The 25,717-nt window shown below is 35.1% G+C and carries 22 protein-coding genes; 20 read left to right on the top strand and 2 right to left on the bottom strand.

The features are described 5' to 3' along the window. The first annotated feature begins 5 nt into the window (after nucleotides 1-5). From HMAT_RS19725 to gldN, 16 genes are all read left to right on the top strand, one after another. Nucleotides 6-1,421 carry a lipopolysaccharide biosynthesis protein gene (locus tag HMAT_RS19725; protein WP_158656023.1) on the top strand — a complete coding sequence of 472 codons (1,416 nt, stop codon included), beginning with the start codon at nucleotides 6-8 and terminating at the stop codon, nucleotides 1,419-1,421. A gap of 9 nt (nucleotides 1,422-1,430) precedes the next feature. Continuing rightward, nucleotides 1,431-1,946, top strand: coding sequence for a DapH/DapD/GlmU-related protein (locus HMAT_RS19720; RefSeq protein WP_104384588.1), 516 nt, complete (start codon nucleotides 1,431-1,433; stop codon nucleotides 1,944-1,946). 37 nt (nucleotides 1,947-1,983) lie between these two features. Beyond that, a complete protein-coding gene (locus HMAT_RS19715; protein WP_158656022.1) occupies nucleotides 1,984-3,474 on the top strand; it encodes an O-antigen polymerase in 1,491 nt (496 codons plus the stop codon). A 2-nt stretch (nucleotides 3,475-3,476) separates the two neighbouring features. After that, the gene (locus HMAT_RS19710; protein WP_104384586.1) at nucleotides 3,477-4,553 is read left to right on the top strand and encodes a glycosyltransferase; all 1,077 of its coding nucleotides are present in this window, start codon (nucleotides 3,477-3,479) and stop codon (nucleotides 4,551-4,553) included. After that, the gene (locus HMAT_RS19705; RefSeq protein ID WP_104384585.1) at nucleotides 4,550-5,587 is read left to right on the top strand and encodes a glycosyltransferase; all 1,038 of its coding nucleotides are present in this window, start codon (nucleotides 4,550-4,552) and stop codon (nucleotides 5,585-5,587) included. The genes HMAT_RS19710 and HMAT_RS19705 overlap by 4 nt, the downstream gene beginning before the upstream one ends. 77 nt (nucleotides 5,588-5,664) lie before the next feature. Continuing rightward, nucleotides 5,665-6,420, top strand: a complete 756-nt coding sequence (locus HMAT_RS19700) for a glycosyltransferase family 2 protein (protein WP_104384584.1) — start codon at nucleotides 5,665-5,667, stop codon at nucleotides 6,418-6,420. 4 nt (nucleotides 6,421-6,424) lie between these two features. Continuing rightward, a complete protein-coding gene (locus HMAT_RS19695; RefSeq protein ID WP_104384583.1) occupies nucleotides 6,425-7,330 on the top strand; it encodes an NAD-dependent epimerase/dehydratase family protein in 906 nt (301 codons plus the stop codon). Between the two features lie 23 nt (nucleotides 7,331-7,353). Further along, nucleotides 7,354-9,090 carry a phospho-sugar mutase gene (locus tag HMAT_RS19690; RefSeq protein ID WP_104384582.1) on the top strand — a complete coding sequence of 579 codons (1,737 nt, stop codon included), beginning with the start codon at nucleotides 7,354-7,356 and terminating at the stop codon, nucleotides 9,088-9,090. 169 nt (nucleotides 9,091-9,259) lie between these two features. Continuing rightward, nucleotides 9,260-11,044, top strand: a complete 1,785-nt coding sequence (locus HMAT_RS19685; RefSeq protein ID WP_233789469.1) for a nucleoside-diphosphate sugar epimerase/dehydratase — start codon at nucleotides 9,260-9,262, stop codon at nucleotides 11,042-11,044. Between the two features lie 33 nt (nucleotides 11,045-11,077). After that, a complete protein-coding gene (locus HMAT_RS19680) occupies nucleotides 11,078-12,037 on the top strand; it encodes a glycosyltransferase family 4 protein (protein WP_104384580.1) in 960 nt (319 codons plus the stop codon). A 5-nt stretch (nucleotides 12,038-12,042) separates the two neighbouring features. After that, nucleotides 12,043-12,468 (top strand): WxcM-like domain-containing protein, encoded by a 426-nt coding sequence (locus HMAT_RS19675; RefSeq protein ID WP_104384579.1) that lies wholly within the window; start codon nucleotides 12,043-12,045, stop codon nucleotides 12,466-12,468. Between the two features lie 160 nt (nucleotides 12,469-12,628). Then, nucleotides 12,629-13,414 (top strand): polysaccharide biosynthesis/export family protein, encoded by a 786-nt coding sequence (locus tag HMAT_RS19670; protein ID WP_104384578.1) that lies wholly within the window; start codon nucleotides 12,629-12,631, stop codon nucleotides 13,412-13,414. Nucleotides 13,415-13,422: 8 nt separating this feature from the next. Then, nucleotides 13,423-15,834 carry a polysaccharide biosynthesis tyrosine autokinase gene (locus tag HMAT_RS19665; protein ID WP_104384577.1) on the top strand — a complete coding sequence of 804 codons (2,412 nt, stop codon included), beginning with the start codon at nucleotides 13,423-13,425 and terminating at the stop codon, nucleotides 15,832-15,834. A gap of 134 nt (nucleotides 15,835-15,968) precedes the next feature. Next, a complete protein-coding gene (locus HMAT_RS19660; RefSeq protein ID WP_104384576.1) occupies nucleotides 15,969-16,691 on the top strand; it encodes an outer membrane beta-barrel protein in 723 nt (240 codons plus the stop codon). A gap of 20 nt (nucleotides 16,692-16,711) precedes the next feature. After that, nucleotides 16,712-18,010, top strand: coding sequence for an SUMF1/EgtB/PvdO family nonheme iron enzyme (locus tag HMAT_RS19655; protein WP_104384575.1), 1,299 nt, complete (start codon nucleotides 16,712-16,714; stop codon nucleotides 18,008-18,010). Nucleotides 18,011-18,039: 29 nt separating this feature from the next. Then, nucleotides 18,040-19,017, top strand: a complete 978-nt coding sequence (gene gldN / locus HMAT_RS19650; RefSeq protein ID WP_104384574.1) for a gliding motility protein GldN — start codon at nucleotides 18,040-18,042, stop codon at nucleotides 19,015-19,017. Nucleotides 19,018-19,067: 50 nt separating this feature from the next. Here gldN and HMAT_RS19645 read toward each other — a convergent pair whose 3' ends face one another. Beyond that, nucleotides 19,068-20,168: a nucleotidyltransferase family protein gene (locus HMAT_RS19645; RefSeq protein WP_104384573.1), complete on the bottom strand. Its 1,101-nt coding sequence runs from the start codon at nucleotides 20,166-20,168 to the stop codon at nucleotides 19,068-19,070. Nucleotides 20,169-20,623: 455 nt separating this feature from the next. Between HMAT_RS19645 and HMAT_RS19640 the strand changes: the two genes are divergently transcribed. Beyond that, on the top strand, nucleotides 20,624-21,691 hold the full coding sequence (locus tag HMAT_RS19640) for an acyltransferase (RefSeq protein ID WP_104384572.1): 1,068 nt from the start codon (nucleotides 20,624-20,626) through the stop codon (nucleotides 21,689-21,691). Next, a complete protein-coding gene (locus HMAT_RS19635) occupies nucleotides 21,688-22,824 on the top strand; it encodes an SGNH/GDSL hydrolase family protein (RefSeq protein WP_104384571.1) in 1,137 nt (378 codons plus the stop codon). The genes HMAT_RS19640 and HMAT_RS19635 overlap by 4 nt, the downstream gene beginning before the upstream one ends. 166 nt (nucleotides 22,825-22,990) lie before the next feature. Here HMAT_RS19635 and HMAT_RS19630 read toward each other — a convergent pair whose 3' ends face one another. Next, on the bottom strand, nucleotides 22,991-23,965 hold the full coding sequence (locus tag HMAT_RS19630) for a FimB/Mfa2 family fimbrial subunit (protein ID WP_104384570.1): 975 nt from the start codon (nucleotides 23,963-23,965) through the stop codon (nucleotides 22,991-22,993). Between the two features lie 390 nt (nucleotides 23,966-24,355). Between HMAT_RS19630 and HMAT_RS19625 the strand changes: the two genes are divergently transcribed. After that, nucleotides 24,356-24,976 carry a hypothetical protein gene (locus tag HMAT_RS19625; RefSeq protein ID WP_104384569.1) on the top strand — a complete coding sequence of 207 codons (621 nt, stop codon included), beginning with the start codon at nucleotides 24,356-24,358 and terminating at the stop codon, nucleotides 24,974-24,976. 93 nt (nucleotides 24,977-25,069) lie between these two features. Next, a complete protein-coding gene (locus tag HMAT_RS19620; protein ID WP_046675215.1) occupies nucleotides 25,070-25,255 on the top strand; it encodes a CsbD family protein in 186 nt (61 codons plus the stop codon). The last annotated feature ends 462 nt before the right edge of the window (nucleotides 25,256-25,717 follow it).

Raw genomic sequence — 25,717 nt, 5'->3', positions numbered from 1 at the left:
AAACTGTGTTATTTAAAAATGTGTTTTGGTCTCTATTTGGACAAGCAATCCAAATGATTATTAGTTTCGTAACCAATATGATATTGGCTAGGATGCTTAGTTCTTACGAATTTGGACAATTAGGAATTATAATGTTTTTTATAACTATAGCAAATGTTTTTGTTGATGGAGGATTAGGGGGAGCGCTCGTGCGTAAACAAGATAGCACTAGTAAAGATTATGCAACTGTATTTTCATTAAACTTAATTATTAGCATAATCTTATATGTTATAATTTTTCTTTTTTCAGAAAGTATTGCTAGTGCTTACAATGATATTAAGATTTCTGATCTTTTAAAAGTTTCTTTTTTGGTCATTTTATTTAATGCAGTTTCATTAACTCAAACAACCAAATTAGTCGTGAAAATGGATTTTAAAACTATTTCAATTTGTAAGATAATTGCAATCCTAATATCTTCTTTATCTGCTTATATACTTGCATATAATGGTTTTGGTGTCTGGTCGTTAATTATGATGCAAGTTATATATGCGTTTATAAATTCTTTACTATTAAATCTTGTTAATGGATTTTACTTTAAAATTCAATTATCTAGAGAATCTATAAAGGAGCTATATGGCTACGGTATAAACTTATCCCTATCTTCCTTGCTGACTACGGCTTTTGATAATATATATCAATTAGTAATAGGTAGATTTTTTTCTATAAATTTGACTGGATTATATTACCAAGGGAAGAAGTTACAGGAAGTTCCTATTAACGTTTTAAATATAAGTATCCAAGGGCCCATTTTCTCTTTTCTGTCTAAAAAACAAGATAATATAAAAGAGTTTTTAGATTTTTACAGTAAAATTAGTAAAGTATTTATGCTCGTTACAGGGCTTTTGACGTTGGTAATTTTCATTTATGCAGATTCTATTATCCTTATTGTTTATGGTAAAAAATGGATAGAAGCTGCTGAATTTATGAAATTGCTAAGTCTCGCATCTTTCTTTTTCCTCCTTGAGATGTGTAATAGAGTAGTTTTTAAAGTATTCAATAGAACAAGAGAGATATTGTATTTAGAAATTTTTAAGAAATTTTTGCAAATAGGGGGAATTCTGTTGGGCGTATATTATGCAAAAATCGAATTTTTGTTAATCGCCTTTGTTATCACATCAATGGTGGGTTATTTTGTAAACCTCTACTTTTCAATGAGAATCATCAATAAGAGTGCTATCCCGGAAGGAATCTATTTATTGAAAGTTATAACCGTAGCGACAATAGTAGGTTTAATATCTTATTCGATGTTATCGTATTTTAATAAAGATCTGTTTCAGAATTTGGTTTTAATTTTGGGAACTACAATAGTCTATCTAGGACTTTGTTATTTCACAGGTTTGTATAAAGGTTTGAATATAGACTTAAAAAAAATATTTAAATAGGTAAAGATCATGATTAGAAAATTTGTTCAAATTTTAAAAAAATATTCTATGTCTCACGAAGAGTATGGGAGATTTTTGGGAGTTAAGATCGGTAAAGGATGCTCTATTAAAACAAGAAATTTTGGGATGGAGCCTTATTTGATAGAAATAGGTAATAATGTCCAAGTTACAAATGGGGTTTCTTTCTATAATCATGGAGGAGCTTGGGTTTTGAGAGACAAATATCCCGACTTTGACTTCTTTGGTAAAATAAAAATCGGCAATAATGTTTATATAGGTAATTATGTCCTTATAATGCCCGGGGTTACTATAGGGGATAATGTAATAATCGGGGCGGGTTCGATTGTTACTAAATCTATTCCTGCGGATTCCGTTGCGGTAGGTGTACCTGCTAGAGTAGTTAGTTCTTTGACAGAATATGAGAAAAGGGTTATTCCTTTTAATGTGAATACTAAGTCAATGACTAATGATGAAAAGAGAGCGTTTTTATTAAAACTTGATGATGCATACTTTGTCAAAAAATAATTTTAAAGTTGTGATGTTTATATTTTAGATGGATTCAATGGCATTAAGTTTAGGAGAAAATAAGAGTAATCAATTTGAGATAAGAATAGTTTTGTCTCTTGTCTGGCTTTATTTGCTTGCGGAATTTTTTTCAGCACCAAAAGATCTTTCAACAGGATACCTGATAAAAATTCTTTTAATTGATTGTTTTGCAATAGCTCTGTTTTTATTTAGAAGGGAAAGTAATAGATTTTTGAAAAACCAATTTATTCGCATTACTCCATTATTCTTGTTAGGGTTTGTAATTGTTCATTTTCAAATTTATTTAGATGTTATAGATGGGATTTACTATACATTTGGACACGATTATCTTTTCGATACAAGTATTGTGTGTAAAGCTTGTGTATTGTCTTCTATGGCAATGGTGTCATTTTTTATTGGCTATACGTTTAAGCAACAGATCAAAAATGAAGAAAATGGAATTATCTCAACTAATGTAAAATTGAGAGAAAAAGTGTACATATTTCCTATCTATATACTTTTTATTACCTTCATTGCATCTACCGACCCTCGATATTTTATGGGAGGATATGGACCTGCTGCATTTGGTGGAATTGAACTATCAGGATTGAGCTATTATTCGAGTTTTTATTTAGGTTTAATGTTTTTGGCATATGTCGCAATTCGGACTTATAATCTGAAATATTTTTATAAAATTAAGGTTTACGGTATTTCCGACTTTATTAAGAAGTTCGATAGGAGAATATTATTTGTTGCTGCTATCTATTTCCTATTAGTTTTAATGTCTGGAGATCGTGGGCCTGTTCTTCAATTAGGTATAACTTTTTTTGGAGCATTTGTTCTAATTTACTATAAAAAAATTTCATTTTTAAAAATTTCATTTTTTTTGGTGATTGGTATTTTTGTTATGTCTTTCATCGCCTACGCACGTTCATTTAAAGAAATTGACTCCTTTTGGGATAAAATTAGTAGCGCCAATGAACTTATGGCTGAAACTAAAAGGAACGCTTCAATTTCTCCAGCAACGATAGAACTTGCTTCAAGTGTACGTACTGTCCATGCAGCAGTGAGTTATACAGAATCAAATGACTATTATTACGGAGCTTTCCAAGGAGTGCAGATTATTGGGATTATTCCTGGATTTGGGTTGTTAATTTCCAATTTATTTGGATTTGAGTTAGATCAATATAAATCTGTTACATTGTTAACGGACGCTATATTGGGAAATGATCCCACACATAGTGTAGGAACTAGTCCTGTTGCTGATATCTATCTAGATTTTGGAGTCCTCGGGGTATCAGTAATATTTTTTGCGTTTGGGACATTCATCAGAAGGATTGAATTTAGTGTATTTTCTAATAATTTAGCTCCCTTAATACTTTGGGCGCTTTTTTTTCTAATTCTATCAAAGGCCGTTTATATTGGTAGATCAACGATAATCATCTTATTTAGAGAAGGAATTCAACTATATCTCATTATGTATCTATTATCCGTTCTAGGTGTGAAAAAGAATAAGTTAAATATTTAAAAATGAAAATACTTTGTGTTATAGACTATCTATGTGCTGGAGGTGCTCAAAGGCAGTTAGTTAATATGTCTATAGAATTTAAGGCGAGAGGTCATCAAGTTGAGTTTTTAGTATATCATGAACATGACTTCTTTAAGTCGGTACTACAGGAACATCAAATACCCATTAATTTAGTTAAATCTGATAACTATTTTTTTAGGTTGATCAAAATGCGAAAGTTCATTCGGAACTTTAATGCGGATGTGGTTATTTCCTTTCTTGAGGCTGCAAGTTTTATCTGTGAGATATCCAGTCTGCCTACTAAGAAGTTTAAGTTGATTGTTGGCGAGCGGAACGCAAATCCAAATATTTTGATATCAAAAAAGCTACGCTTTTATAGAAGGTTTCACGGATTAGCAGATTATATTGTGGCAAATTCTACAAATAATATTGAACTGGTGAAACAGATCAATCAAAGTTTGCCTGAAAATAAATTAAAGGTAATCTATAATATGGTCGACATTGATAAATGGCAACCAAATTTGAATTACAAATATCTGGATAATGGGAAGCTTAAACTTGTTGTATTAGCGCGATATCACGTATCTAAAAATATTTTGGGATTATTACGTGCTATTTCTAGTCTAGATCTAACACTTAAAAATAGATTAATCGTGGATTGGTATGGAGAAGTGGGAGACGATAGTTATGAAAAGGGGATTTTCTTTATAAAAGAAAATAACTTATCCTCAGTTGTGACTTTACATAAACAAATTAAGGATGTGCTACCCGTCATTCAAAATGCCGACTGTGTAGGGTTATTTAGTTTTTATGAAGGATTGCCAAATGCTATGTGCGAAGCGATGGCGGTTGGAAAGCCTATAATGTATTCAAATGTCTCTGATTTGCCAAAAATTATAGATGTAGATAATTACTGTTTTGCGCCAGAAAAGGATGAAGAAATAAAAAAAGTAATAGAATTTTTCTTGTCATTAACAGAGTTGGATCTTCAGAAAATTGGGGAGAAAAATAGGCGAATCGCCTTAGATACGTTTTCTAAAGAAAATGTCGTGAATGCTTATATGAACTTATTTTCATGAAAAAAAAGAAATATTTAGTTTTAGGCTATTTTGGTTATAAGAATAATCAAATCGATGGTCAGACAATAAAAACTAGAGAGGTTTATGAACTACTGTGTGAAAAAAAAGATAGTAAGAATGTAAGTTATTTTGATACTCAAATTTTGCAAACTAGTCGTTTGGCTATTTTTAATTTGTTATATCAATTAGTTCAGGCAGATACAATAATTTATTTACCTGGTCAAAATAATTTAAAAAGCTTTTTTCCCATCGTGAGTTTTATAAGTGAATTTTTGAAAAAAAATATAATATATTGTGTAGTTGGAGGCTGGCTGGTAGATTTTCTCAAGGAAAATAAATCTATTGCTGAAAAATTGAATATATGTTCAGCAATATTGGTCGAAACGGATTATTTGAAAACCAATCTGGCAACACAATTTAATTTGAATAATGTTTACCTGTTTCCGAACTTTCGAAGACAATCCTTTAAGCCTGATTTTGATAAGGCATTGTCGAACACATTTAATCTAGTTTTCATGGCAAGAATTATGGAGGAGAAGGGAATAAATTATATTTTTAATTTTGCAGACTATATTCTTGAGACTGATTTGCAAAATTCTTCTCGGATCCATTTTTATGGACAAATTAATGAAAAAGATTTAAAGGTATTTTTGGAGAAGGTTCAACGCTATCCATTTGTTGAATATAAAGGTGTTGTAGAGCCATCAAATGTTTATAGCACTTTAACAAACTACGATTTATTATTATTGCCTACCTACTATGAAGGAGAAGGCTTTCCTGGAACCATAATAGATGCTTACATATCAGGAGTGCCAGTTTTAGCTTCTAGGTGGAAGCAAATACCGGAATTTATAGACGTTGGTCAAACAGGTTTTCTATTTGATCTCAATAACCAGAGAGAATTTAATGATATCATCATTGAACTTTTAAAACATAAAGATACTCTTGTGGAAATGAAGAAACAAGCATTCATAAAGAGTATGAATTATTCTGCTGATTCAGCTTGGAAAATATTAGAACCTTTTTGTGCTTAATTATATCTTATAGAATTATTGACGCATATACAATTTGGTATCCATTAATTATTTGAAAAATAAGTATTTGTATAGAAATGACTAATCAAAATGAAATAGTGTCCATAGTGACTCCGCTGCATAATGGCGAACAATATGTTGCTCAAACTATTGATTCTGTATTGTCTCAAACATATCAATTCTGGGAACTTATTATAGTTGATGATTGTTCATCGGACGGTGGGCCAGATCTTGTTAAGGAATATATGTTAAGAGACTCAAGAATAAAGCTAATAGAAAGTGATACTAATTCTGGACCGGCAATCTCTCGTAATAAAGCAATAGAAGCCTCTAATGGGAAATACATAGCATTTTTGGATAGTGATGATCTCTGGACAAACGACAAGTTAGAGGTTCAGATTAACTTTATGAAAGCTAATAATGCTTATTTTACTTTTTCATATTACGACCAAATTGCTGAAGATGGCAAATTTATTAAAAATGTGAATAATCTTCCCGAGAAGGTTGATTATCTATCCTCGATAAAGTCCAATAAGATTGGTTGTTTAACAGCGGTCTACGATGTTGCATATTTCGGTAAGGTTTATATGGAAGATATTGCAAAAAGGCAAGACTATACATTATGGTTAAAACTTTTGAAAAAAGTTAAGAATGCGTATTGTGTGCCGAAAATATTGGCTCATTATCGGATAAGAGAAAATTCGGTTTCTAGTAACAAATTCAAACTTGTGAAATTTCATTGGCATATTTATAGACATATTGAAGGGCATAGCTTTATAAGAAGTTTATACTTTATTTCGAATTATATTTTGGTTAGAATTTTTAATTCCTAATCTTATGAGAATTATAATAACAGGTGCATCCGGTTTTGTATGTCAAAATTTAGATTCATATTTCCGAAATAATAATTGTGAATATGAAATTGAAAAACTTTCTTTACGTAAAGAAGGATGGCATAAATACGTGACGAATAATTTTGGAGCAATAGTACATTTGGCAGGTAAGGCTCATGATACATCCAATACTTCATCAGAAGAAGAATATTTTAAAGTAAATCGTGATCTCACAATTGATCTATATAATGTTTTTCTAAAGTCTGAAATTAAAGATTTTTTTTATTTTTCGTCGGTTAAAGCAGTAGCAGATACTGTTGAGGGGATCTTAGAAGAGGAAGTGATCGGTAAACCTTTTACGCCGTATGGGAAGTCCAAACTGGAAGCTGAGCAATATTTATTAAATCAACCCTTACCTGAAGATAAGCGTTTATTTATTATTCGACCCTGTATGATTCATGGACCTGGAAATAAGGGAAATTTAAATTTATTATATAAAGTCGTTGAAAAGGGGATTCCTTGGCCTTTAGCTTCGTTTCATAACCAAAGATCTTTTTTGAGTATTGATAACCTATCTTTTCTCATCAAAGAAATGATGAAAAATAAGGAGATTCCCTCGGGCATTTATAATTTTGCTGATGATGAAGCTCTTTCAACGAATGATCTTGTCACCCTAATTTCTCAGACTTTAAATAAGAAGCCTAAATTATTATGCGTACCAGCTTTTTTAATTAAAAATGCTGTAAAAATTGGAGATGTCCTTCCTCTACCACTGAACTCTGAACGTCTGAAAAAGCTTACTGAATCTTACGTGGTTTCAAATAAAAAAATAAAGAAAGCATTAGGCATCGATACTTTACCGACGAGTACCAAAGAAGGTTTAGTTAAAACTATTCTTTCATTTAAATAATAAGAACGTGGTTCCCATTGGAGATGGAAAATTTAGATAAAGACATACAAAAGAAAATCGAAGATTGGTTAACTCCAAGCTATGATGAAGGAACCCGGAAAGCGGTTCAGGATTTAATCGATAATAATGAGGTGACAGAACTTACAGACTCTTTTTACAGAGATCTTGAATTTGGAACCGGCGGCTTGAGAGGCATTATGGGAGTTGGCTCCAATCGGATGAATAAATATACGATCGGTAAAGCAACTCAAGGCTTGTCAAACTATTTAAAGAAACAGTTTCCGGATCAGGAAATAAAAGTAGCTGTATCTTATGATAGCCGTAATAATTCACAGGCTTTTGGTCAGCTCGTTGCCAAAGTGTTTGCCGCCAACGGAATTAAAGTTCATTTCTTCAATGAATTGCGGCCTACCCCTGTGCTATCGTTTGCCATTCGCCATTTCGGTTGCCAAAGCGGCGTTATGCTAACAGCCTCACATAATCCAAAGGAATACAATGGTTATAAAGCTTATTGGAATGATGGCTGCCAGCTGACTGCTCCACATGATAAAAATGTTATCGATGAAGTGAACGCAATCACGTCGGTTAGCGACATTAAATTTGAGGGAAATACACACAATATCCTTCCTGTGGGGAATGAAATCGATCAGATCTACATCGATGCCAATAAAACGTTGAGTATTCACCCGGAAGCTGTATTGGCACAAAAAGATTTAAAGATCGTTTTTTCTCCGATACATGGTACCGGAATTACAATCGTCCCTAAAATGCTGGCTGCTTGGGGATTTGAAAATGTGTCAGTTGTCGCTGAACAGGCTACCCCAGATGGCAACTTTCCAACAGTAATCTATCCAAATCCCGAAGAGGAAGATGCCATGGCCCCCGCCAAGAAAAAAGGAGAGGAAATCGATGCCGATCTTGTCCTGGCGACAGATCCAGATGCTGATCGTGTGGGGATTGCCGTAAAAAATAATAAGGGACAGTTTCAGCTGCTCAATGGCAATCAGATCGGTAGTTTATTGGTATACTACGTCCTCAGTGCAAAAAGTGACTTAAAACAGCTAGGGGCAAACCCTTATATTGTAAAGACTATCGTAACCAGCAACTTGCAGGCAGATATCGCAGACCACTATGGCGTAAAACACTATGAAACGCTTACCGGGTTCAAATATATTGGTGAATTGATTACCAATTTAGGCGATTCTGCACAATATCTTGTTGGCGGTGAGGAAAGTTATGGTTTCTTGGTCGGTGATCTCGTACGGGATAAAGATGCGCCGAATTCCTGTGCTTTCCTGGCCGAAATGACCGCATACTTCAAATCAAAAGGAAAAACTGTCTACGAAGTCCTATTGGATATCTATAAAGAATTCGGTTGTTACCAGGAAAAACTGATCTCTTTGACAAAAGAAGGAAAAGCAGGGGCCGAAGAAATTCAGGCGATGATGGCCGGCTTACGTCATAATCTACCGACTACACTTGGTGGAATAAAGGTCCGCGAAATACGTGATTATCAGCTTTCACAGATAACAGATATGAGTACAGGAGAACGAAAAGCAATCTCTTTGCCTAAATCCGATGTTTTACAATTTATAACAGTCGATGGCGATGTGATTTCTGCCCGGCCTTCGGGAACAGAACCCAAGATTAAATTCTACTGTTCAGTTAAAGAAAGCTTGCAAGTTAATGCCGATTACTTCAATTTGCAAAATGTTCTGGAGGCGAAGGTAGATCGCATGATGAAAGATATTGTAGGCTAATTAAGTATTTGTAATGGAAAGAGAGAAAAATAATAGTCTAAAAAGTATTTTACGTAAGGATGGTCCGCGTTGGCTTGTGCTGTCCATCGATCTGTTTTCGGTTTGGATATCATTTATTTTCAGCTATATTTTGGTGCTCAAATATAGGGGAGCCATTTCAATTTCGTTGATGTTATTGGAATCTGCTGTTGTAACTTGTATTTATTTAGCAGTTTTCTTAGGGTTTAAACCGTATCAGAGTATTGTTCGGCGTACTGGTTTACGTGATTTAAAATTGATTGGTAACTGTGTTGCAGTAGCTTTTGCGTTAACAATCTTTTTATCTTATATCTGGGAATTTATTGTTGCGGATGATTTAGAAGAAAAATATTATTTTTCGCAAACGCAATTGCTCTTTCATGGGCTAATGACAGGAATGGCGCTGGCATCTACAAGGCTTTTTTATAAAACTGTCTACCATTCTTTTTTCTGGAATAATAGACAAAATGCAATCCCTGTAATTTTATTTGGAGCCGGGAACATGGGGCATAATACCTATAATCTTTTACAATTAGGCTCCCGTAATAGATATAAGGTGGTTGCGATCTTAGATGATAATCCAGTGCGTATTGGCCGATATATTCAGGGTATCCGAATTCGTTCACTAAAAGAATTGGATATGGAATTATTAGAACGAATCGGAGGGGCACAGGAGCTGGTGATAGCGATTGATAATTCCACTCCTGAAAGATTAAAGAATATCACGGCAAGGGCTGAATTATTGCCAATAAAAATTAAGATCATACCAAATTCTGCAGCGCTGTTAGAAGGTAGTGTAGCTACGCAACAGATTAGGGCATTGAAAGTATCAGATTTATTGGGACGAAAGCCTATTGAATTGGATAATCCGAATATAAAAGAAGCATTAACTGGCAAAGTTGTTTTGGTTACAGGTGGCGCGGGATCCATTGGCGCTGAGCTGGTCCGCCAGATCGGTCTTATATCTTGTACGCTGGTGGTGCTAGATCAGGCGGAGTCTGCATTATATGATATTCAGCAGGAGTTACGCAATTCGCCCTGTTTCAGTGATTTTACATTCATCGTGGGCGACGTTCGGGACAAGGACTTTATGGAGGTTGTATTTCAGCAGTACCGACCGCAATTCATTTTTCATGCAGCAGCTTATAAACATGTTCCTTTGATGGAAGCAAACCCTTATGAGGCTGTGCGGACCAATGTTTTCGGTTCATATAATATGGCTTTGTTAGCCGATAAATATGACGCAGAAAAGTTTGTTATGGTTTCCACAGATAAAGCTGTTAATCCAACCAATGTCATGGGAGCTACAAAACGAGTGGCTGAGATTGCAGTAAGTGCCGTTAATCAGTTTTCCAGTACAGCTTTTATTGTCACCAGATTTGGTAACGTATTGGGATCAAATGGCTCGGTTATTCCATTGTTTGAGAAACAGATTGACAAAGGTGGGCCGATTACAATTACTCATCCAGATATTACTCGCTTTTTTATGACAATTCCCGAAGCTTGTCAGTTGGTCCAAGAAGCTGGAGTTATGGGAAATGGTGGTGAGATATATGTTTTTGATATGGGTGAGTCTGTAAAAATTATGGATTTGGCAAAGCAGATGATCCGTCTTAAAGGCCTTCGATACCCAGAAGATGTAGATATTAAAGTTGTTGGTTTACGGCCAGGAGAAAAAATCTTCGAGGAGCTATTGGCAAATGATGAAAATACTGAAAAGACGCATCATGAAAAAATTATGATTGCAAAAGTAAATACATTAGATGTTGGTGAAAAACGTAAGAAAATTGACGAGCTTTGCCATTTGGTGCAACGAGGCAAGCCTGAAAAAGATAAATTGCAGATTGTAGCGTTAATGAAAGCAATTGTGCCGGAGTTTAGATCGCAGAATTCTATTTTCGAATCTTTGGACCATTTGAAAGAGCCTCTGAATTAAAAATTTAAATAAATTACTATACATTACTTAGGAATGATTTACTTACTTGTGCTGATTGCCTTATTTATCTTAGAATTAGTGTATTTTAAAGTTGCTGACCGCTTTAACATCATTGATAAACCTAACGAGCGCTCTTCCCATTCGTCAATAACGTTACGCGGAGGTGGGATTGTATTTTATTTCGCGGCATTGATATATTTTATATATTCTGGTTTTCAATATCCCTGGTTTTTTATTGGATTGTCCATGATGACAATAGTTTCTTTTTTGGATGATATTTTTACTCTTTCCAATAAAATTAGGCTACTAATTCATTTTTCTTCAGTTTTACTAATGGCTTATCAGCTCGATTTATTCGATATGCCCTGGTATTATCTATTGATCGGCTTTATAGTAGTGGTAGGCGTTATCAATGCCTATAACTTTATGGATGGAATCAATGGGATTACAGCTTGTTATAGTCTCGCGGTCGGGGCTTTGTTGATGATTGTTAATCAACAAGTGGATTTTATCGCGCAAGATTTATTGATATTTTCACTATCTGCGGTATTGGTTTTTGCTTTTTTTAATTTCCGGAGTAAGGCCAAATGCTTTGCCGGTGACGTTGGCTCTGTGGCGATCGCTTATATTCTACTTTTTGCTTTAGGTCTGCTTATACTAAAAACAGGTAATCTTATTTATATCCTATTTTTGGTCGTATATGGAATTGACGCTGTCTGGACAATCGTTAGACGGCTATCCCGCAAAGAAAATATTTTTGAGGCGCATCGTTCTCATTTATACCAATTTTTAGGTAACGAGGCGGGAGCAAATAAATTATTGATTTCTTTTTTTTATGGGGCGATTCAATTTGGAATAGGTTATATGGTGATTTATTTTTCGACAGCTTCCTTACAAACGCAACTGATTTTTTCTTTGCTATTGATTGCCGTTTTAAGCGTCTTTTATCTTCTATTAAAAAATCACATTATCAAACGTCACGTTAAATTATAAGTGTTATGAGCGAATTAAATCTTATTCAGGGAGGGATTGCTAAGGATGAGCGTGGACAAATTCGTTTTGTCAATGATTTCGATATGAGCTTGGTCAAGCGATTCTATATTATAAAGAATGCGGATACTGAGTTGGTCAGAGGCTGGCGGGCACATCGTATTGAGCAACGTTGGTTTTATGTGCTATCTGGGAGTTTTAATGTCGATTTCGTAAAGATTGATAATTGGGAAAATCCAGCATCATCATTACCTGTTGAAAAGAGGATCCTTAATGCAGCTGATATGAAGATACTTCATGTCCCTGCCGGTTATGGGACAGCCTTCCGTGCATTAGAATCGGATAGTGAATTATTGGTTTATGCAGACTATCCAGTGAGCCACGCTCCAGTGGATGACTATACCTGGAAGTCTGATTATTTCACCAATGCATGATCACTATTTTTCCAAATCAATGTTTTAGGCACAAAAGTTGCTTGGCAGAGGCAGTGTTCGTTAAATCCGAATTAAGTTATCATATTTAAGGGGTTTTTGAGGAAAAAAATATATTTTTGTCATTGAAATACTAAAATCAATTTTATAATTTAAATAAAACATGCGATTAATTTCAAAGTATGGTTTAACACTTGGCCTGTTATTTACGCTAGTGTTGATGCTATTTAGTTCTTGCGGTTCGCGTAAGAATATGGTCTATTTACAGAATGATTCTACGCAAATTAATACCTTGTATGAACAGTACGTTCCAAAGATTCAGGTGAATGATATCTTGACGATTGTGGTTACTGCTGCCGATCCAAAAGTAACGGCTCCCTTTAATCCGGTTAGTACAATGACCACAAGTAATTTGACACAACAAGTTGATATGGCTTTACGCCCGACCTATACTGTGGATAATCAAGGAGATATTACATTGCCTATGTTAGGGAAAGTTCATGTGGCCGGATTAACTAGAGTGGAGGCGATTGAAAAAATCCGGTCTGAATTAAGTCAATATATTAAAGATCCTGGTGTTAATATAAATTTTAATAATTTTAGGGTGTCGGTTTTAGGAGAAGTAGCAAAGCCAGGGTCATTTATAATGCCGACTGAGCGTGTTACTGTATTGGAGGCAATTGGGATGGCCGGCGATTTAACCATTCGTGGCATTCGTGAAAATGTAATGTTGATCCGCGAAGTAGATGGAAAAAAATCTATGCATCGTTTAGACCTTACTCAACAGAGCACGTTAAATTCGCCTTATTATTATTTAGCGCAAAATGATGTGATCTATGTCGAGCCAAATAAGGCGCAGATAAATAACTCAAAGCTAGGGGCAAATACAAATATAATTATTTCAATTGCCAGTTTATTAATTACAGTAATTTCAGTATTGACCCGTTAATAAGATTCATGGAACAGCACTCTATAAAAGTAAAAGAAAATCAAGAGGACGAAATTAATTTACGTCAGCTTTTCGAGCAATATGCTTTCTATTGGAAATGGTTTCTCATATCCATTATTCTTGCTTTAGGAATTGCAGTAGTTTATTTACGTTATGCGCAGAAGACTTATAGTACAACTGCTAAAATTCTTTTAAAAGATGAACGGAGCGCTTCCGCCGGAGAGTTGGCCGGTATTGCCGAATTGACCAGTAGTATGGGGTTTGGAGGAACTCGTGCTTCTTTTGTTACTGATCAGATTGAAGTTTTGACATCTAGAAGGCTGATGCGTAAAGTGGTTGATCAACATCATTTGAATATTATTTATGCAACAAAAGGTAAGATTCGAACATCTGAAGTTCTTCAGAAAGACATGCCATTTTTCATAGAACCACAGGGAGATCAAGATACTATTATGTTAAGTTTACGTGTCCGTTACAAAAACGGTAATGAACTTCATTTAACGGATATCGTTTCTGATGAAAAAGTAACATGTGGTTTTGATAAGATCGTCAGAATAGGCGAAAATAAAATAATTTTTAGACGTAATAATCAGTCAGATAACAAGCTTATTTTTGAGGCGAATCCTAGTTTTGAAATTAACGTGATACCGAAGGATTGGGCAGTAGATGCGAATTTAGGAGCTATTAATATTTCTCCTAGTAAAGAAATGCAGTCTTATATTGTTAATTTTTCGATGGTGTCTGCCTTGGGAAAAAAGGCTGAATTAGTGCTAAATACATTAATTGATGTTTACAATGCAGATTTAACGAATGATAAATTAAGAATGACGCGGGCGACTTCAGACTTTATTAATAAACGATTGATGCTTATTTCAAAAGATCTCTCAGGTGCAGACGAGCAGGCGGCTGACTTTAAATCCGCTAATTCGATGGTTGATATGGCTACTGAGGCTGGGGTTTTTTTAAATAACGCTTCTGAAAATGATAAGAAAGTGCTGGAATATCGTACGCAACTGCAATTGGTAGACCATATGAGTGATTACCTTAAAAACCAATCAGTAGGTAAGTTATTGCCTTCAAATATTGGATTGCAGGATGCGTCGATCGGAGCTGCAATTTCTGCATATAATAAACTGGTTTTGGAACGTGACGATTTATTAAAATCTGCATCTGATCAGAACCCCGCTGTTATAGCACTAAATGAAAATATCGCTGAATCGGATCAAAATATTCGCCAATCTTTACAAAATTACCGGAAGGTTACACAATTGGCTCTGAGCAGTATTGAAAGGAAATCTAATGAAATAAAAGGAAGGATTAGCTCAATCCCAAATCAGGAACAAGGATTCAAGAAAATATCACGTCAGCAACAAATTGTAGAATCTTTATATCTCTTGTTGTTGCAAAAACGAGAAGAGAGTGAGGTTAAAGCTGCAGCTACACCAGATAATTTAAAGATTATTGATGCAGCTTATGGTAACGGAATTCCCGTAGCACCTAAAAAGGGAATAGTACTTTTGGGAGCTTTAATCGGGGGTTTTCTGATTCCGTTTGCGATTTTATACTTAAAATTTTTATTAGATAATAAAATTCATTCTCGTAAGGATATCGAAGATATCGTTAAGGCGCCAGTATTGGGTGAAATACCTACTGCAGAAGATACAATTGTACATCTCAATGACCGTTCATCATTGGCGGAAGCTTTCCGTATTCTGCGTACCAATATGAACTTTATGTTTGGAGCCGATCAAAAGGATAAGTCAAAGGTAGTTTTTGTGACATCGACTATCTCAGGTGAGGGTAAGTCCTTTGTGACCACCAATCTTGCACAGATCTTATCCATGTCTGGTAAGAAAGTATTGCTGATTGGTGCTGATATTCGTAGTCCTAAAGTATTGGATTATCTTGGATTATCACATTTACAGCATACTAATGTCGGGATTACCCAATTCTTGATCAATCCGGATATGGATGTGGACAATATCATTATAAAAAAGCCGGGTAATTATGACTTTGATGTGGTCTACTCAGGATATATAGCTCCAAATCCGGCCGAGCTTTTAATGAACGGGCACTTTGATGATGTAATTAAATATGCACGAAATCACTATGATTATATATTGGTCGATACAGCCCCAGTAAGTCTGGTGACTGATACCCTGCTCATTGCGCACAATGCCGATTTAACGTTGTATGTGTCGCGTGTTAATTACTTAGACAAGCGCTTACTTCAAGTGCCGCGTGAGTTATATATTGATGGTAAATTAAAGAACCTTGCTGCAGTAATCAATGATGTTGATTTTGCACGTGGTTATGGTTATGGCTATGGTTATGGCTACGGCTACGGTGATAAAGGGAAGCAGAAAACAGGGCTTGCTAAAGTTTGGCAAGATCTAAAAGGTCGTTTAAATATCAAATAGTTCTATAGTTTTGTAGATTTTGGCCTTATTGTTGTTTAACCCCAAGTCGATACCCCGACTTGGGGTTTTATTTTATAATAATTTTGGATGAAAAACGTTTTTGACTATATACATTTATTTACTAATCAATACAGATGAGACCACTAAGACACAGATTTTTGCAATTGAAAGAAAAATTGGCACTTACATTTATTGGGCTATTCTGCATGTTCATAGGGACTACTTCGGCTCAATTTTCACGTCCTATTAGCGTAGGTGCTGGTGCCGGGGCGACATTTGGCCTGACCGATTTAACCAATGATGGGGCCAAATTCGGATTCTATGGTGAAGCAGATTATCTTATCACACCATTTATTTCCGTTGGTATACATGGCGAAAAAGGTAAATTGAGCGGGAATGGTTATAATAGCGAATTTGAAAATAATTACTATGCCGCTAATGTGAATGGAAAAATTAGATTAGGGCAGTTTTTGGACCATCCTGATAATTATAGTTATTATACTTTACAGGCAAATACATTTTCGCGTATTCTTTCCAATATCTACGTCGGTGCTGGAGCTGGAGCCTTCAAAAATCGGATAAAAAGACAATTAGATCCAAGCTATGCTAACGGTATTATTAACAAAGGGGGCGAGATTGCGGAGGATCGCTCAGGAATTCATTTTATCATTCCTCTGAACGTGGGTGTCGATATCCCATTCGGACGCACGCTTTATGGACCACAATGGGCAATTAATGTAAACTATCAACATACCTTAACCACCAATGACAACCTGGATGGAATAATCAATAGTAATAAGGATCAATATGGTTTTGTTTCCGTTGGTGTGAAATACGCACTATTCAATCGTAAATAAACTAATCGAAAAATAAACGTATGAAAAATATATTTGGAGCGAACCCTAAGAGCCAGCTGTTTGGTTTATTTGCTTTCGCTATATTAATAGGCTTCTCGGCCTGTAAATCAAATTCCGCCATGTATCAGGCACCAAAGGTAAATGCTTTTAAAGGCGGTAAATTACCTCCGCCTCCCGGCATGGTATATATTCCGTCAGGGACTATACTTTTCAAGGGATCTTTAGATAGCGGGAATGTCGGTAAAAATGTTAGTGTAAGTGCCTTCTTTATCGATGAAGCTGAGGTGACAAATAAGCAATATCGCGAATTTGTCAACTGGGTGGCAGATTCAGTTGCAGTAACCGATTACCTAAACGACGAGCAATACTTTTTACAAATAGCTGGAGAGCAAGTTGGTCAAAAAAGGATCAATTGGGCAAAGGTTAAAAAGGTATCACCTCTTTGGAAAAGTAATGATCCAAGTATCCAAGAACGCATCGCTCCCATGTTAGAAATGCGGGGCAACCGACGTTCACTCAATCCGGAAGTCATCAGATATCGTTTTTCCTATTTACAATCTAAAGGTAATATGAAAAAGTCCTATGTCACAGATACGGTCGCTGTTATGCCTGTAGAGGATATCTGGACTAAGGATTTTCCAAATGCACAGTTAGCTTCTCTGGATGCGAATTATTTTACGCATCCCTCTTTTGATTATTATCCTGTTGTTGGCGTTACCTGGAGACAAGCACGAGCTTTTACAGATTGGAGAGCGAGCGAGATGGCTGCAACAGTGCTAAAGAACTCGTACCTAAACGGCTATCAACTGAGTCTGAGTCTGCCAACTGAAGCACAATGGCAGTATGCGGCTTCTGGTAAATTGGATCCACAGGATACCATTGCTGGTTCTCGTATGACAATTGATGGGAGAGAAGGTAAAAAGAAGTTAGCTGTCAATTTTAAACAGGGGGAAGGAACATATTCACGAGATGGTGCAACCTTTACTTTGCCAGTCAAGTCGTATATGCCGAATGCCTTTGGTGTATATAATATGGCCGGTAATGTGTCTGAGTGGACATTGGATGCTTATAGCCCATCTGCTGTCGTATTTGTGAATGACTTGAATCCTGCTTTGCTGTACGATGCGGATAGCAAGGACGGTGATGCATTGAAGCGTAAGGTGGTACGTGGAGGTTCTTGGAAAGATAATGGTGAGCAACTGAATAGTGAAACAAGAAATTACTCGGTCGACTATGAACCTCATTCCTATATTGGTTTTCGTTGTGTCATGTCAGCATTCGAAATGCCCACTGTACAAAGTAAAACACGTAAATATTAATTCTTTGATCACCATATAAATTGAAAGTGATGAACATAAAAATATTAACTGCAGTTTTAATGGGCGTAGGCATTGGAACTGTGACAGCTCAGGAGAACACAATCCCTGATACATTAAATGCAGCTGTTTCTCAGGATATTATTCAAGACACTATTCCTACTTCGGATGGATTTTATCAGGCTAATAACATGGAAGATGCTGTTCCATTTGCCTATCCGGAAGTAAATAAAAAGAATATCCGTTTTTATAAGCGCGTATGGCGCGATATTGATCTAAAGGATGAAAAGAATGCAATTCTGGCTGTTCCAGGTAATTCCTTAATTGAGGTGGTGATGAAGGCGATCGAGAAAGGAAAACTTTCTTTATATAGCCCGGATGATGATTCTTTTAAAGGAAGATTAAGTGCTCAGGAGGGAATGGCAAGGTTTGCGGACAGTGTTCTGGTCCCAATTTTTGACGGCGAGGGAAATCAGATAGATTCCAAAATGGCACTCAACGAATTTGACCCTTCTCGGGTTACCAAATTCCGGGTAAAAGAGGATATCTTTTTTGATAAACAGCGCAGTCGCTTGGAAACGCGGATTATTGGTGTGGCACCCTTGATGAATATAACAACTTCGGCTGAACTTGCAGAGTCAGTTGGTGCGACACCGGCATTTTGGCTTTATTTCCCCCAATTGCGTTATAGTCTAGTACAAGTCGACATTTCTGACCCTGACAAAGGGCTTTATGAGATGAGCATGGACGATTTTTTTGTTCAGAATAAGTTTGCGAGCACTATTATTAGGGAATCTTCTCCAGGTATGCTGCAAAATTTGAAAGAAACAGAGAATGGGGGCCAGCAGCTTGACGGAAAAAAAGTTGAAGAAAAATTGGATGCCTACAAGAAGAAATTATGGAGTAACCCGAAAGGGGTAAAGGCCGAAGAATTAGAAGGAAATCGTACAACCGTTGAAAGTAAAGATAAAGTAACACAAAGTTCAACTGAAGCTGAAGAGAAATTGTAAAGTATTAAGAAGCAAGACTTTCGTTACAGCAAAAGTCTTGCTTTTTTATACTAGTCACTATCTTTCCCTAAATACTTAGAATAGGTATGGATTATCGGAAAAGCAATAGCTTCTTCTGGGGCGTATTTTACGTAGCGTTTGAAATTTTGCCATAAGCGTCTTGGAGAATCTGGCCTTGAAAAGTTTTTCGATTTTTTACTATTTTCAAATCGCTCATCGTGTATACCGAAATTGCCCGAATACCATACTTCATCGAGCATCCATTTGGTTTCAAGCTCTTCCAGGTAAGGGAAAGGTAGTTTAGTTTTGGGAAGACCTAAGTTTTCAACCAAAAGTTTATGCAAGAGATGAATCCATTTCAGGATGCCAGTTTTTCGATAAATTTGTTCCAATGCATGCGAATCAATTTGAGAGGATACGCTATAATATAAACGTGCTGAGTCACAAAATTGACGAAGACCTATTCCATAGGTTATCAAGTGCTTTAATATATGGATATTGACTTGAAGAAGCTGTAATTCTGGTGCAAGTAATCTGATAGGAACTCCATTGACAATAAGTTTTTCTTGACGATCCTTATAATCCGTAAGGAGTTTTCTTAGGTATCTTCTTTTTAGTGGGCTACGAAAATCAAATGTTCGTTTATGATGTTCAATATGGATACCTCTCCAGTGATAATCCAAGCTAAAACCAGCTGTATCTTGAAAACTAGGATGTTTTTCCTTTAGAAGATCTCTGGCTTTCATATAACCATCTCCTTCAAAACACCAATCGACGTCTCCACTGATACGATGGAGAGGGGTACGGTAATAGGATGCGACTCCTTGTCCTTTTTGAAGTATGGGACGAATGCCCTTTTCGTTGAAGATTTTGAACTGTTCAGCAATCACCAGATTCATTTTCTCATTATGCCTTTCAATTTGGTCCATACGGACTGCCCATTTCAATCGAAGTGCTTGTGGTGGGAGCTGCTGCTCTTCTAAAAAAGGAAAGCTATCGTAAATAATGCCTTCAACAGTATGGTTGACAGCATACTGTCGGATGGTAATCCAATCCTCCATGTTCATTGGCTGTTTTAGGGTCAGTTTTCCCTCTCCCCAAAGACCTATACGTAGTAATTGAAAAAATATATTCCTTAGCTGACTGTCCATTTAGATTATACGCATAAAAAATTTAGACAAAGATAATGATTTAAGATGCTAGGCTGTCTTCTTTTCTGTTTTTCCTTTTTATTTACTGGTTTTGTGAGCATGGTCTACTTTATCCATTATCAAGGGAGGTTCAAGGATTTTTCCTATTATGAGTTTACCTTAAATACGGAACGTATAATTTTATTGGTTGGGATAAATGCTGATTATGTAATAATAACAAAAAAGGTCAGGAACTCCAATTCCTAACCTCTTGCATTTTCAAAATATACTTTAAGTAAAGTTAAATATACAGTAATAATCTGAACATTACTAAGGATAATTGATCATCTTACAGATGAATGATGTAAAGATTATAGCTTAAGGGTCTTGAGAATGATTTTAGTGAATCTACAATGTTTTTTAATTCAATAAAATTAATATAGTAAAAATACTATTTTTGCATAAATTTAATAATTATGCAAATGCCCATATTAATCAAACCTAATGCTAGACTTTATAATCTTGATTATGTCAGAGGAATAGCAGCTTTTTTCATTATGCTGTATCATTTTCTTGGTTGGAGAGGATTTGAATATACTTCTTCTGATTTTTTTGGAAGAATTGGGTTATATGGAGTGGCTATTTTTTATATTTTAAGCGGGTTGACCTTGTACCATGTTTACTTTGATCGATTAAAATATTCAACTCGTGAAATTTTAGACTTTGCTAAGAAAAGAGTCTTAAGAATATTTCCATTATTATGGCTAGCTTCTATTTTATCCATTATATTTTATAAGTTTCACCCTAGTATTTTTGACCTCTTCATGAGTTTAACAGGGCTTTTTGGATTTTTTAAATGGGATACTTATTTTGCAACTGGAGCTTGGTCAATAGGTAATGAATTGGTTTTCTATGTGTTTTTTCCAGCTTTTTTATTTTTGCTTAAAAACAATAAAGCTGGCTTCTTTTTATTTGCACTTATAATATTCGCAATAGGAGGGTACTTTGCTTTTTTTAAATTGAAAGAAGCTTTGGGCACCGAAGATGCGTGGAGCATATATGTAAATCCACTAAATCAAGTGTTTTTATTTTTAACAGGGATAATAATTGGTTATTATCTTAAAAATAAGAGAGTTAATCAAATATCCAATTTAACAGTTTTAGGATTGGCAATATTATTATTTATATTTTATCCTTCAAACGGCCCTGGAATGGAACTAACTGTAGGATTGAATAGAGTTATATTTTCGAGTTTATGTGCGGCAATAATTGCGTGCTTCTATAAACTAGAACTTCAGGTTCCAGATTTTTTACATAAACCGTTGACCTTATTAGGTGAAACAAGTTATTCTGTTTATCTATTACATCCCTTAGTGTATACTATCGTCGTATTCATCCTTAAGTTGATATCGAAGTCTGGATATAATTTTAATATAACTGGATTTATAATTCCTATTTCTTTAATAGGTACTATATTTACAAGTTATATTGTTTATAAATACTATGAGAAATTTTTTATAAGATTAGGCGGTAAAAAGTTATGAATTCAAGATTGTTTTTAAAGCTATCAATGATAATTATATTTTCTTTAGCTAGTTGTAAAAAAGATAATAAAGAATATTTGAGTGATAATGATGCAGATTTTAAGATAGATAACTCGGTCATTAAATTTAAAGCTACAGCTGAAAGAATTAATTATTCTAATACAGATGGGAAGATAAAGTTGATTCTTAAAAATGATTTTAATTTTGAGAGATATTCCTTTACAACTGTTTTTACGGTAAAAAGTAAAGAATTAAAAATTGGTATAGGAAAAGGCTCTGGGGGATTGGTGCTGAATAATAATGAAATAAAAATTTACGACAATAATGCGTTATTAATTCATAAATCCAGTTTAAAAGATGGCTTGAAATTGTCAAAAGATTATAGCCTATCTTTAAAGAAAGAAATTGATTTAATTACATATTCGTTATTTGAAGGAGATAATAATCTGCTCTTCTCTAAGTCTTTTCCAATTAATGAGTATTTGGATGCGGTTATACTTCGAGGTGATCCATATTTAAAATTATACAGTGGGAATTTTTCCATCGGTTCGGTATTAATTACTACGCCATATTCAACACCTCTAGTGAGCGTATATGGAGATTCTTTTGTTGAAGGTGGAAATCTTCTATTGAATAGAGCGGATATTAAATCAAAATGGACCTATTTATTGGGAAAGGATATAGGGTTCGATAATGTGCTTGTAGACGCTAGAGGTGGAATTCGTGTATCATTTGAATTTTTTGAAAGGTTTAAAATTCAGAATGAATATTACAAGAGCAAATATGTTATCTTAGGAATAGGTACAAATAATTATTCCAACATATATGAGTATTTTGAATATATGACAAATATTATAAATTATCTTAAATCTAATAATCAGATACCTATTTTGGTAACGGTAACCCCGAGAGATAAATATATTTTTGCCAATTCTGCAATGCTGATAAATAATTGGGTCAAAAAAGTTGGGGTACAATATATTGATTTCCATAAAGCTGTTACCGAGTTAAATAAGCCAGAGGTTTGGGTTGAAAGCTATGTAGATTCTGACGGTATCCACCCTTCTGTAGAAGGGTATAGGAGAATGTATGAACAATTGAAAATAGATTTAAAAGATGTATTAAAATTTTAGTCAATAGCAATAGCTGCTCAATTCTTCTCATTTTCTTTCGCAGGAATATACAATCTACTATAAGATGCTCATTACATCGATAGCCTTTCAATTTGAAAAAGCAGCGGTCGAAATTGCACAAAAAAAATGAGCGTGTCGTCTGGCACGCTCAAGTCTGAATTTTTTATTAAAATTTCTTTTCAATGATTGTCGGGGAGTAGTCTTTAATAAAGTCAATCCGCATACCAGTTGATTTTAACGGATCCTCAATTGTGTCAAAAAGATTCCCGGTCAATCTTGTAATATGACTTTGCTTAAATTGAACATCGGAAATAGTTTTCGTACCCAAGAGTTTATTATTCTTATCATAATAAAGCACTTCATAGCTTGCTTGTTTTGTAAGCTTATCCGTTGAATACGCATTGGGATAGAATGTCGCTGTGAGTACTTTTTCTGTTTGAGTTCGTATACTATTCAAGTCTAACTTGATATAACCACTTCCTGACGCGTTCGCAATCTGATCGAACAAAAGTACAGATTTGGCGATCTTTCCACCAAACAATATATAATCAACATGTTCAGGGATTTCATCATTAATTTTTATCTCCAATTGTGCATTCAGTCGTTTCATTTGTACCGCATGATTCACCGCCGTTGTCCCAACAGTCAGCGGGCTTTGTTTATGGATAAATATTGGCGAGAATTGGACGATCTCTTTAGTCGAATATGTGGACGGGAAGTCGATGTAAAAGTTTTGTAAATGAGTGTTTAGGTAGTAAAAATCTGTATGATATCCATCCCTAGCCACAGCGGAAACATAATAACTACCTTTTGGAAGCTCCATTGTTACATTAGTACTACCTGCTATAAAATTTCCATTTGCATCATAAAAATTTGAATAGGTTTGTCCGACCAAATTCGAAAGATTGTCAAAGACAAAAAATTCTACACCCGTAATTTCATCTTTTAAAAGTGGATCTTGGGGACTTGTAGTCGTAGATGACTTTAGCCCGATCGGTTTGATGGATTGCTCAAGTCCAGTGGTAGACAACTTTACTTCATACAATTCATTCTTTTGTTTAGGTTCAGCTTCTATCCCTTTTTTAGCGCAAGAAGCAAACAAAATAGGCGTAATAGCCCATAGGGTTAATAATTTCTTCATAAATATAATATTTGACTGGACGCAAATATAAGGTTTTCTATTAAATCTAACTCCTTAGATAGTTATTATTCATTACTAAAATCATATCGAAATATTTACCTTTCCGCATGAAACTAAAGTCCGAAAGAAGCTTTGTTTTAAAGGAGGAATTCTGGAGTGCACAGAGATGGATTGGTAGACTTACCTGTTTCAGCTTAGCGAGGTAATATGAAAAGCGAGTTAGTGGAGCGGATATAATACCTTGATCATTGCGTTTTATATTATCTATCTACGGTTAATACAGTGGAAACAACCTTGTATTAGTATCTTCTAGTAGATTATGGGTTTTAATAGAAGGAGTTTTGGTTTGAAAGTATTAACTTTATTTAACCAACAATAAATGAGTTGATTATGATAAGGTTCTTCTTTATAGCACTTGCTGTTTTTGTACTTCATACAGGACTACGTGCACAAGAGAAATTCGATCCCGTAGCTTGGAAGGCTCCATATAGTCTCAGCCTTGATGGATGGGGAATAGAGCGTTTTCCGATACCTGTAGATTTTGCACCTAAGATTCCATACAAAGGTGTAGAAGACGTACGTTTTGCGACAGGCTGGAGCAAAGCCGAGAGCCATGAGTATTGGTCTTATGCTTTCTTGTGGTATGTAGAAGGCAAGCAGGTACTCGATTCAAAAACAATTGAAACTAATCTGTCTATGTACTTCGATGGACTTGTGCATCGCAACATAGAAAAGCGTGCCCTGCCAAAGGATCTGATCAAGAAAACCAAGGCGAAATTCAAGAAATTAGCCGAGCCTCAGGGAGAAGATGAATCGACCTTTACCGGTACAATTCAAATGGTGGACTATATGGGCAAGCAGCCCATCACATTGCATTCAACAATACATGTGAGAACCTGTCCCGGTACAGATCATACCATTATTTTCCATCAGTTTTCGCCGCAAGAGAGATCTGCCTCGGTATGGTCAAAGTTGGATGGATTGTGGAATACTTTTCATTGTTCGGAATAATTTCCGTACTGATTTTAACATTTTATAACAATTTCCTTTAAACGATTACGGCTGCAGGCTGTTCTATTCATAAATAACGAAAGGAAAAATAGTATGAGCGAATTAACTTGGAAAGGCCGTTGGAATGAGATTAAAGGCAAAGTAAAACAGCAATATGCCGATCTAACGGATGATGATTTACTATATGCAGAAGGCAAAGAGGATGAATTGGTCGGTAAACTTCAGAAGAAGACCGGAAAAACACAAGATGAAGTGAATAGTTGGTTGAACGGATTGTAGAAAGAAGTGTTTTTTTTGTGATAATGAAAAGCGGATAGCAAAATAATGTTATCCGCTTTTTTGCGAAAATATTTGGATACTTCTATTATAACTGGGAGTTCTGGTCAATACAACCTTGTTATTTTGTATAAAAATACGCCTTTTAATATAAGTACCTTCAAGTCCATTCCCATTACAATTACGTTTTAGATCAATGAGCCTTTTTAGTAAAGTTGGGCCTTCGATATTAAAAAAAGAACTTCTCTATCATCGGGCGATCTGAGGAGAGTTACTTTTTTATTAACCTAATTTGAAAAGTATTTTTAGATCTGTATAAACGTTGTATTGACTTTATGTGGATTTAAAATAAAGAGGCTACCAAGGACAGTCTCTCCGCCAGATATTAGCATTTTTTTATCGGTATTCCTATAATTGCATATTCCGGTGATATGTACTCTATCTGTACCTATCTGGGTACAAAGT

This window comes from Sphingobacterium sp. HMA12 (assembly GCF_002933815.1).
GTDB lineage: Bacteria > Bacteroidota > Bacteroidia > Sphingobacteriales > Sphingobacteriaceae > Sphingobacterium.
This window is presented reverse-complemented; position numbering and strand designations above follow the sequence as displayed.

Bases quoted from the DNA above. Each gene is read 5' to 3' on its own strand.
- HMAT_RS19720 (WP_104384588.1), top strand. From the start codon at position 1,431: ATGATTAGAAAATTTGTTCAAATTTTAAAAAAATATTCTATGTCTCAC.
- HMAT_RS19715 (WP_158656022.1), top strand. From the start codon at position 1,984: ATGGCATTAAGTTTAGGAGAAAATAAGAGTAATCAATTTGAGATAAGA.
- HMAT_RS19710 (WP_104384586.1), top strand. From the start codon at position 3,477: ATGAAAATACTTTGTGTTATAGACTATCTATGTGCTGGAGGTGCTCAA.
- HMAT_RS19705 (WP_104384585.1), top strand. From the start codon at position 4,550: ATGAAAAAAAAGAAATATTTAGTTTTAGGCTATTTTGGTTATAAGAAT.
- HMAT_RS19700 (WP_104384584.1), top strand. From the start codon at position 5,665: ATGACTAATCAAAATGAAATAGTGTCCATAGTGACTCCGCTGCATAAT.
- HMAT_RS19695 (WP_104384583.1), top strand. From the start codon at position 6,425: ATGAGAATTATAATAACAGGTGCATCCGGTTTTGTATGTCAAAATTTA.
- HMAT_RS19690 (WP_104384582.1), top strand. From the start codon at position 7,354: ATGGAAAATTTAGATAAAGACATACAAAAGAAAATCGAAGATTGGTTA.
- HMAT_RS19685 (WP_233789469.1), top strand. From the start codon at position 9,260: ATGTTATTGGAATCTGCTGTTGTAACTTGTATTTATTTAGCAGTTTTC.
- HMAT_RS19680 (WP_104384580.1), top strand. From the start codon at position 11,078: ATGATTTACTTACTTGTGCTGATTGCCTTATTTATCTTAGAATTAGTG.
- HMAT_RS19675 (WP_104384579.1), top strand. From the start codon at position 12,043: ATGAGCGAATTAAATCTTATTCAGGGAGGGATTGCTAAGGATGAGCGT.
- HMAT_RS19670 (WP_104384578.1), top strand. From the start codon at position 12,629: ATGCGATTAATTTCAAAGTATGGTTTAACACTTGGCCTGTTATTTACG.
- HMAT_RS19665 (WP_104384577.1), top strand. From the start codon at position 13,423: ATGGAACAGCACTCTATAAAAGTAAAAGAAAATCAAGAGGACGAAATT.
- HMAT_RS19660 (WP_104384576.1), top strand. From the start codon at position 15,969: ATGAGACCACTAAGACACAGATTTTTGCAATTGAAAGAAAAATTGGCA.
- HMAT_RS19655 (WP_104384575.1), top strand. From the start codon at position 16,712: ATGAAAAATATATTTGGAGCGAACCCTAAGAGCCAGCTGTTTGGTTTA.
- gldN (WP_104384574.1), top strand. From the start codon at position 18,040: ATGAACATAAAAATATTAACTGCAGTTTTAATGGGCGTAGGCATTGGA.
- HMAT_RS19645 (WP_104384573.1), bottom strand. From the start codon at position 20,168: ATGGACAGTCAGCTAAGGAATATATTTTTTCAATTACTACGTATAGGT.
- HMAT_RS19640 (WP_104384572.1), top strand. From the start codon at position 20,624: ATGCAAATGCCCATATTAATCAAACCTAATGCTAGACTTTATAATCTT.
- HMAT_RS19635 (WP_104384571.1), top strand. From the start codon at position 21,688: ATGAATTCAAGATTGTTTTTAAAGCTATCAATGATAATTATATTTTCT.
- HMAT_RS19630 (WP_104384570.1), bottom strand. From the start codon at position 23,965: ATGAAGAAATTATTAACCCTATGGGCTATTACGCCTATTTTGTTTGCT.
- HMAT_RS19625 (WP_104384569.1), top strand. From the start codon at position 24,356: ATGATAAGGTTCTTCTTTATAGCACTTGCTGTTTTTGTACTTCATACA.
- HMAT_RS19620 (WP_046675215.1), top strand. From the start codon at position 25,070: ATGAGCGAATTAACTTGGAAAGGCCGTTGGAATGAGATTAAAGGCAAA.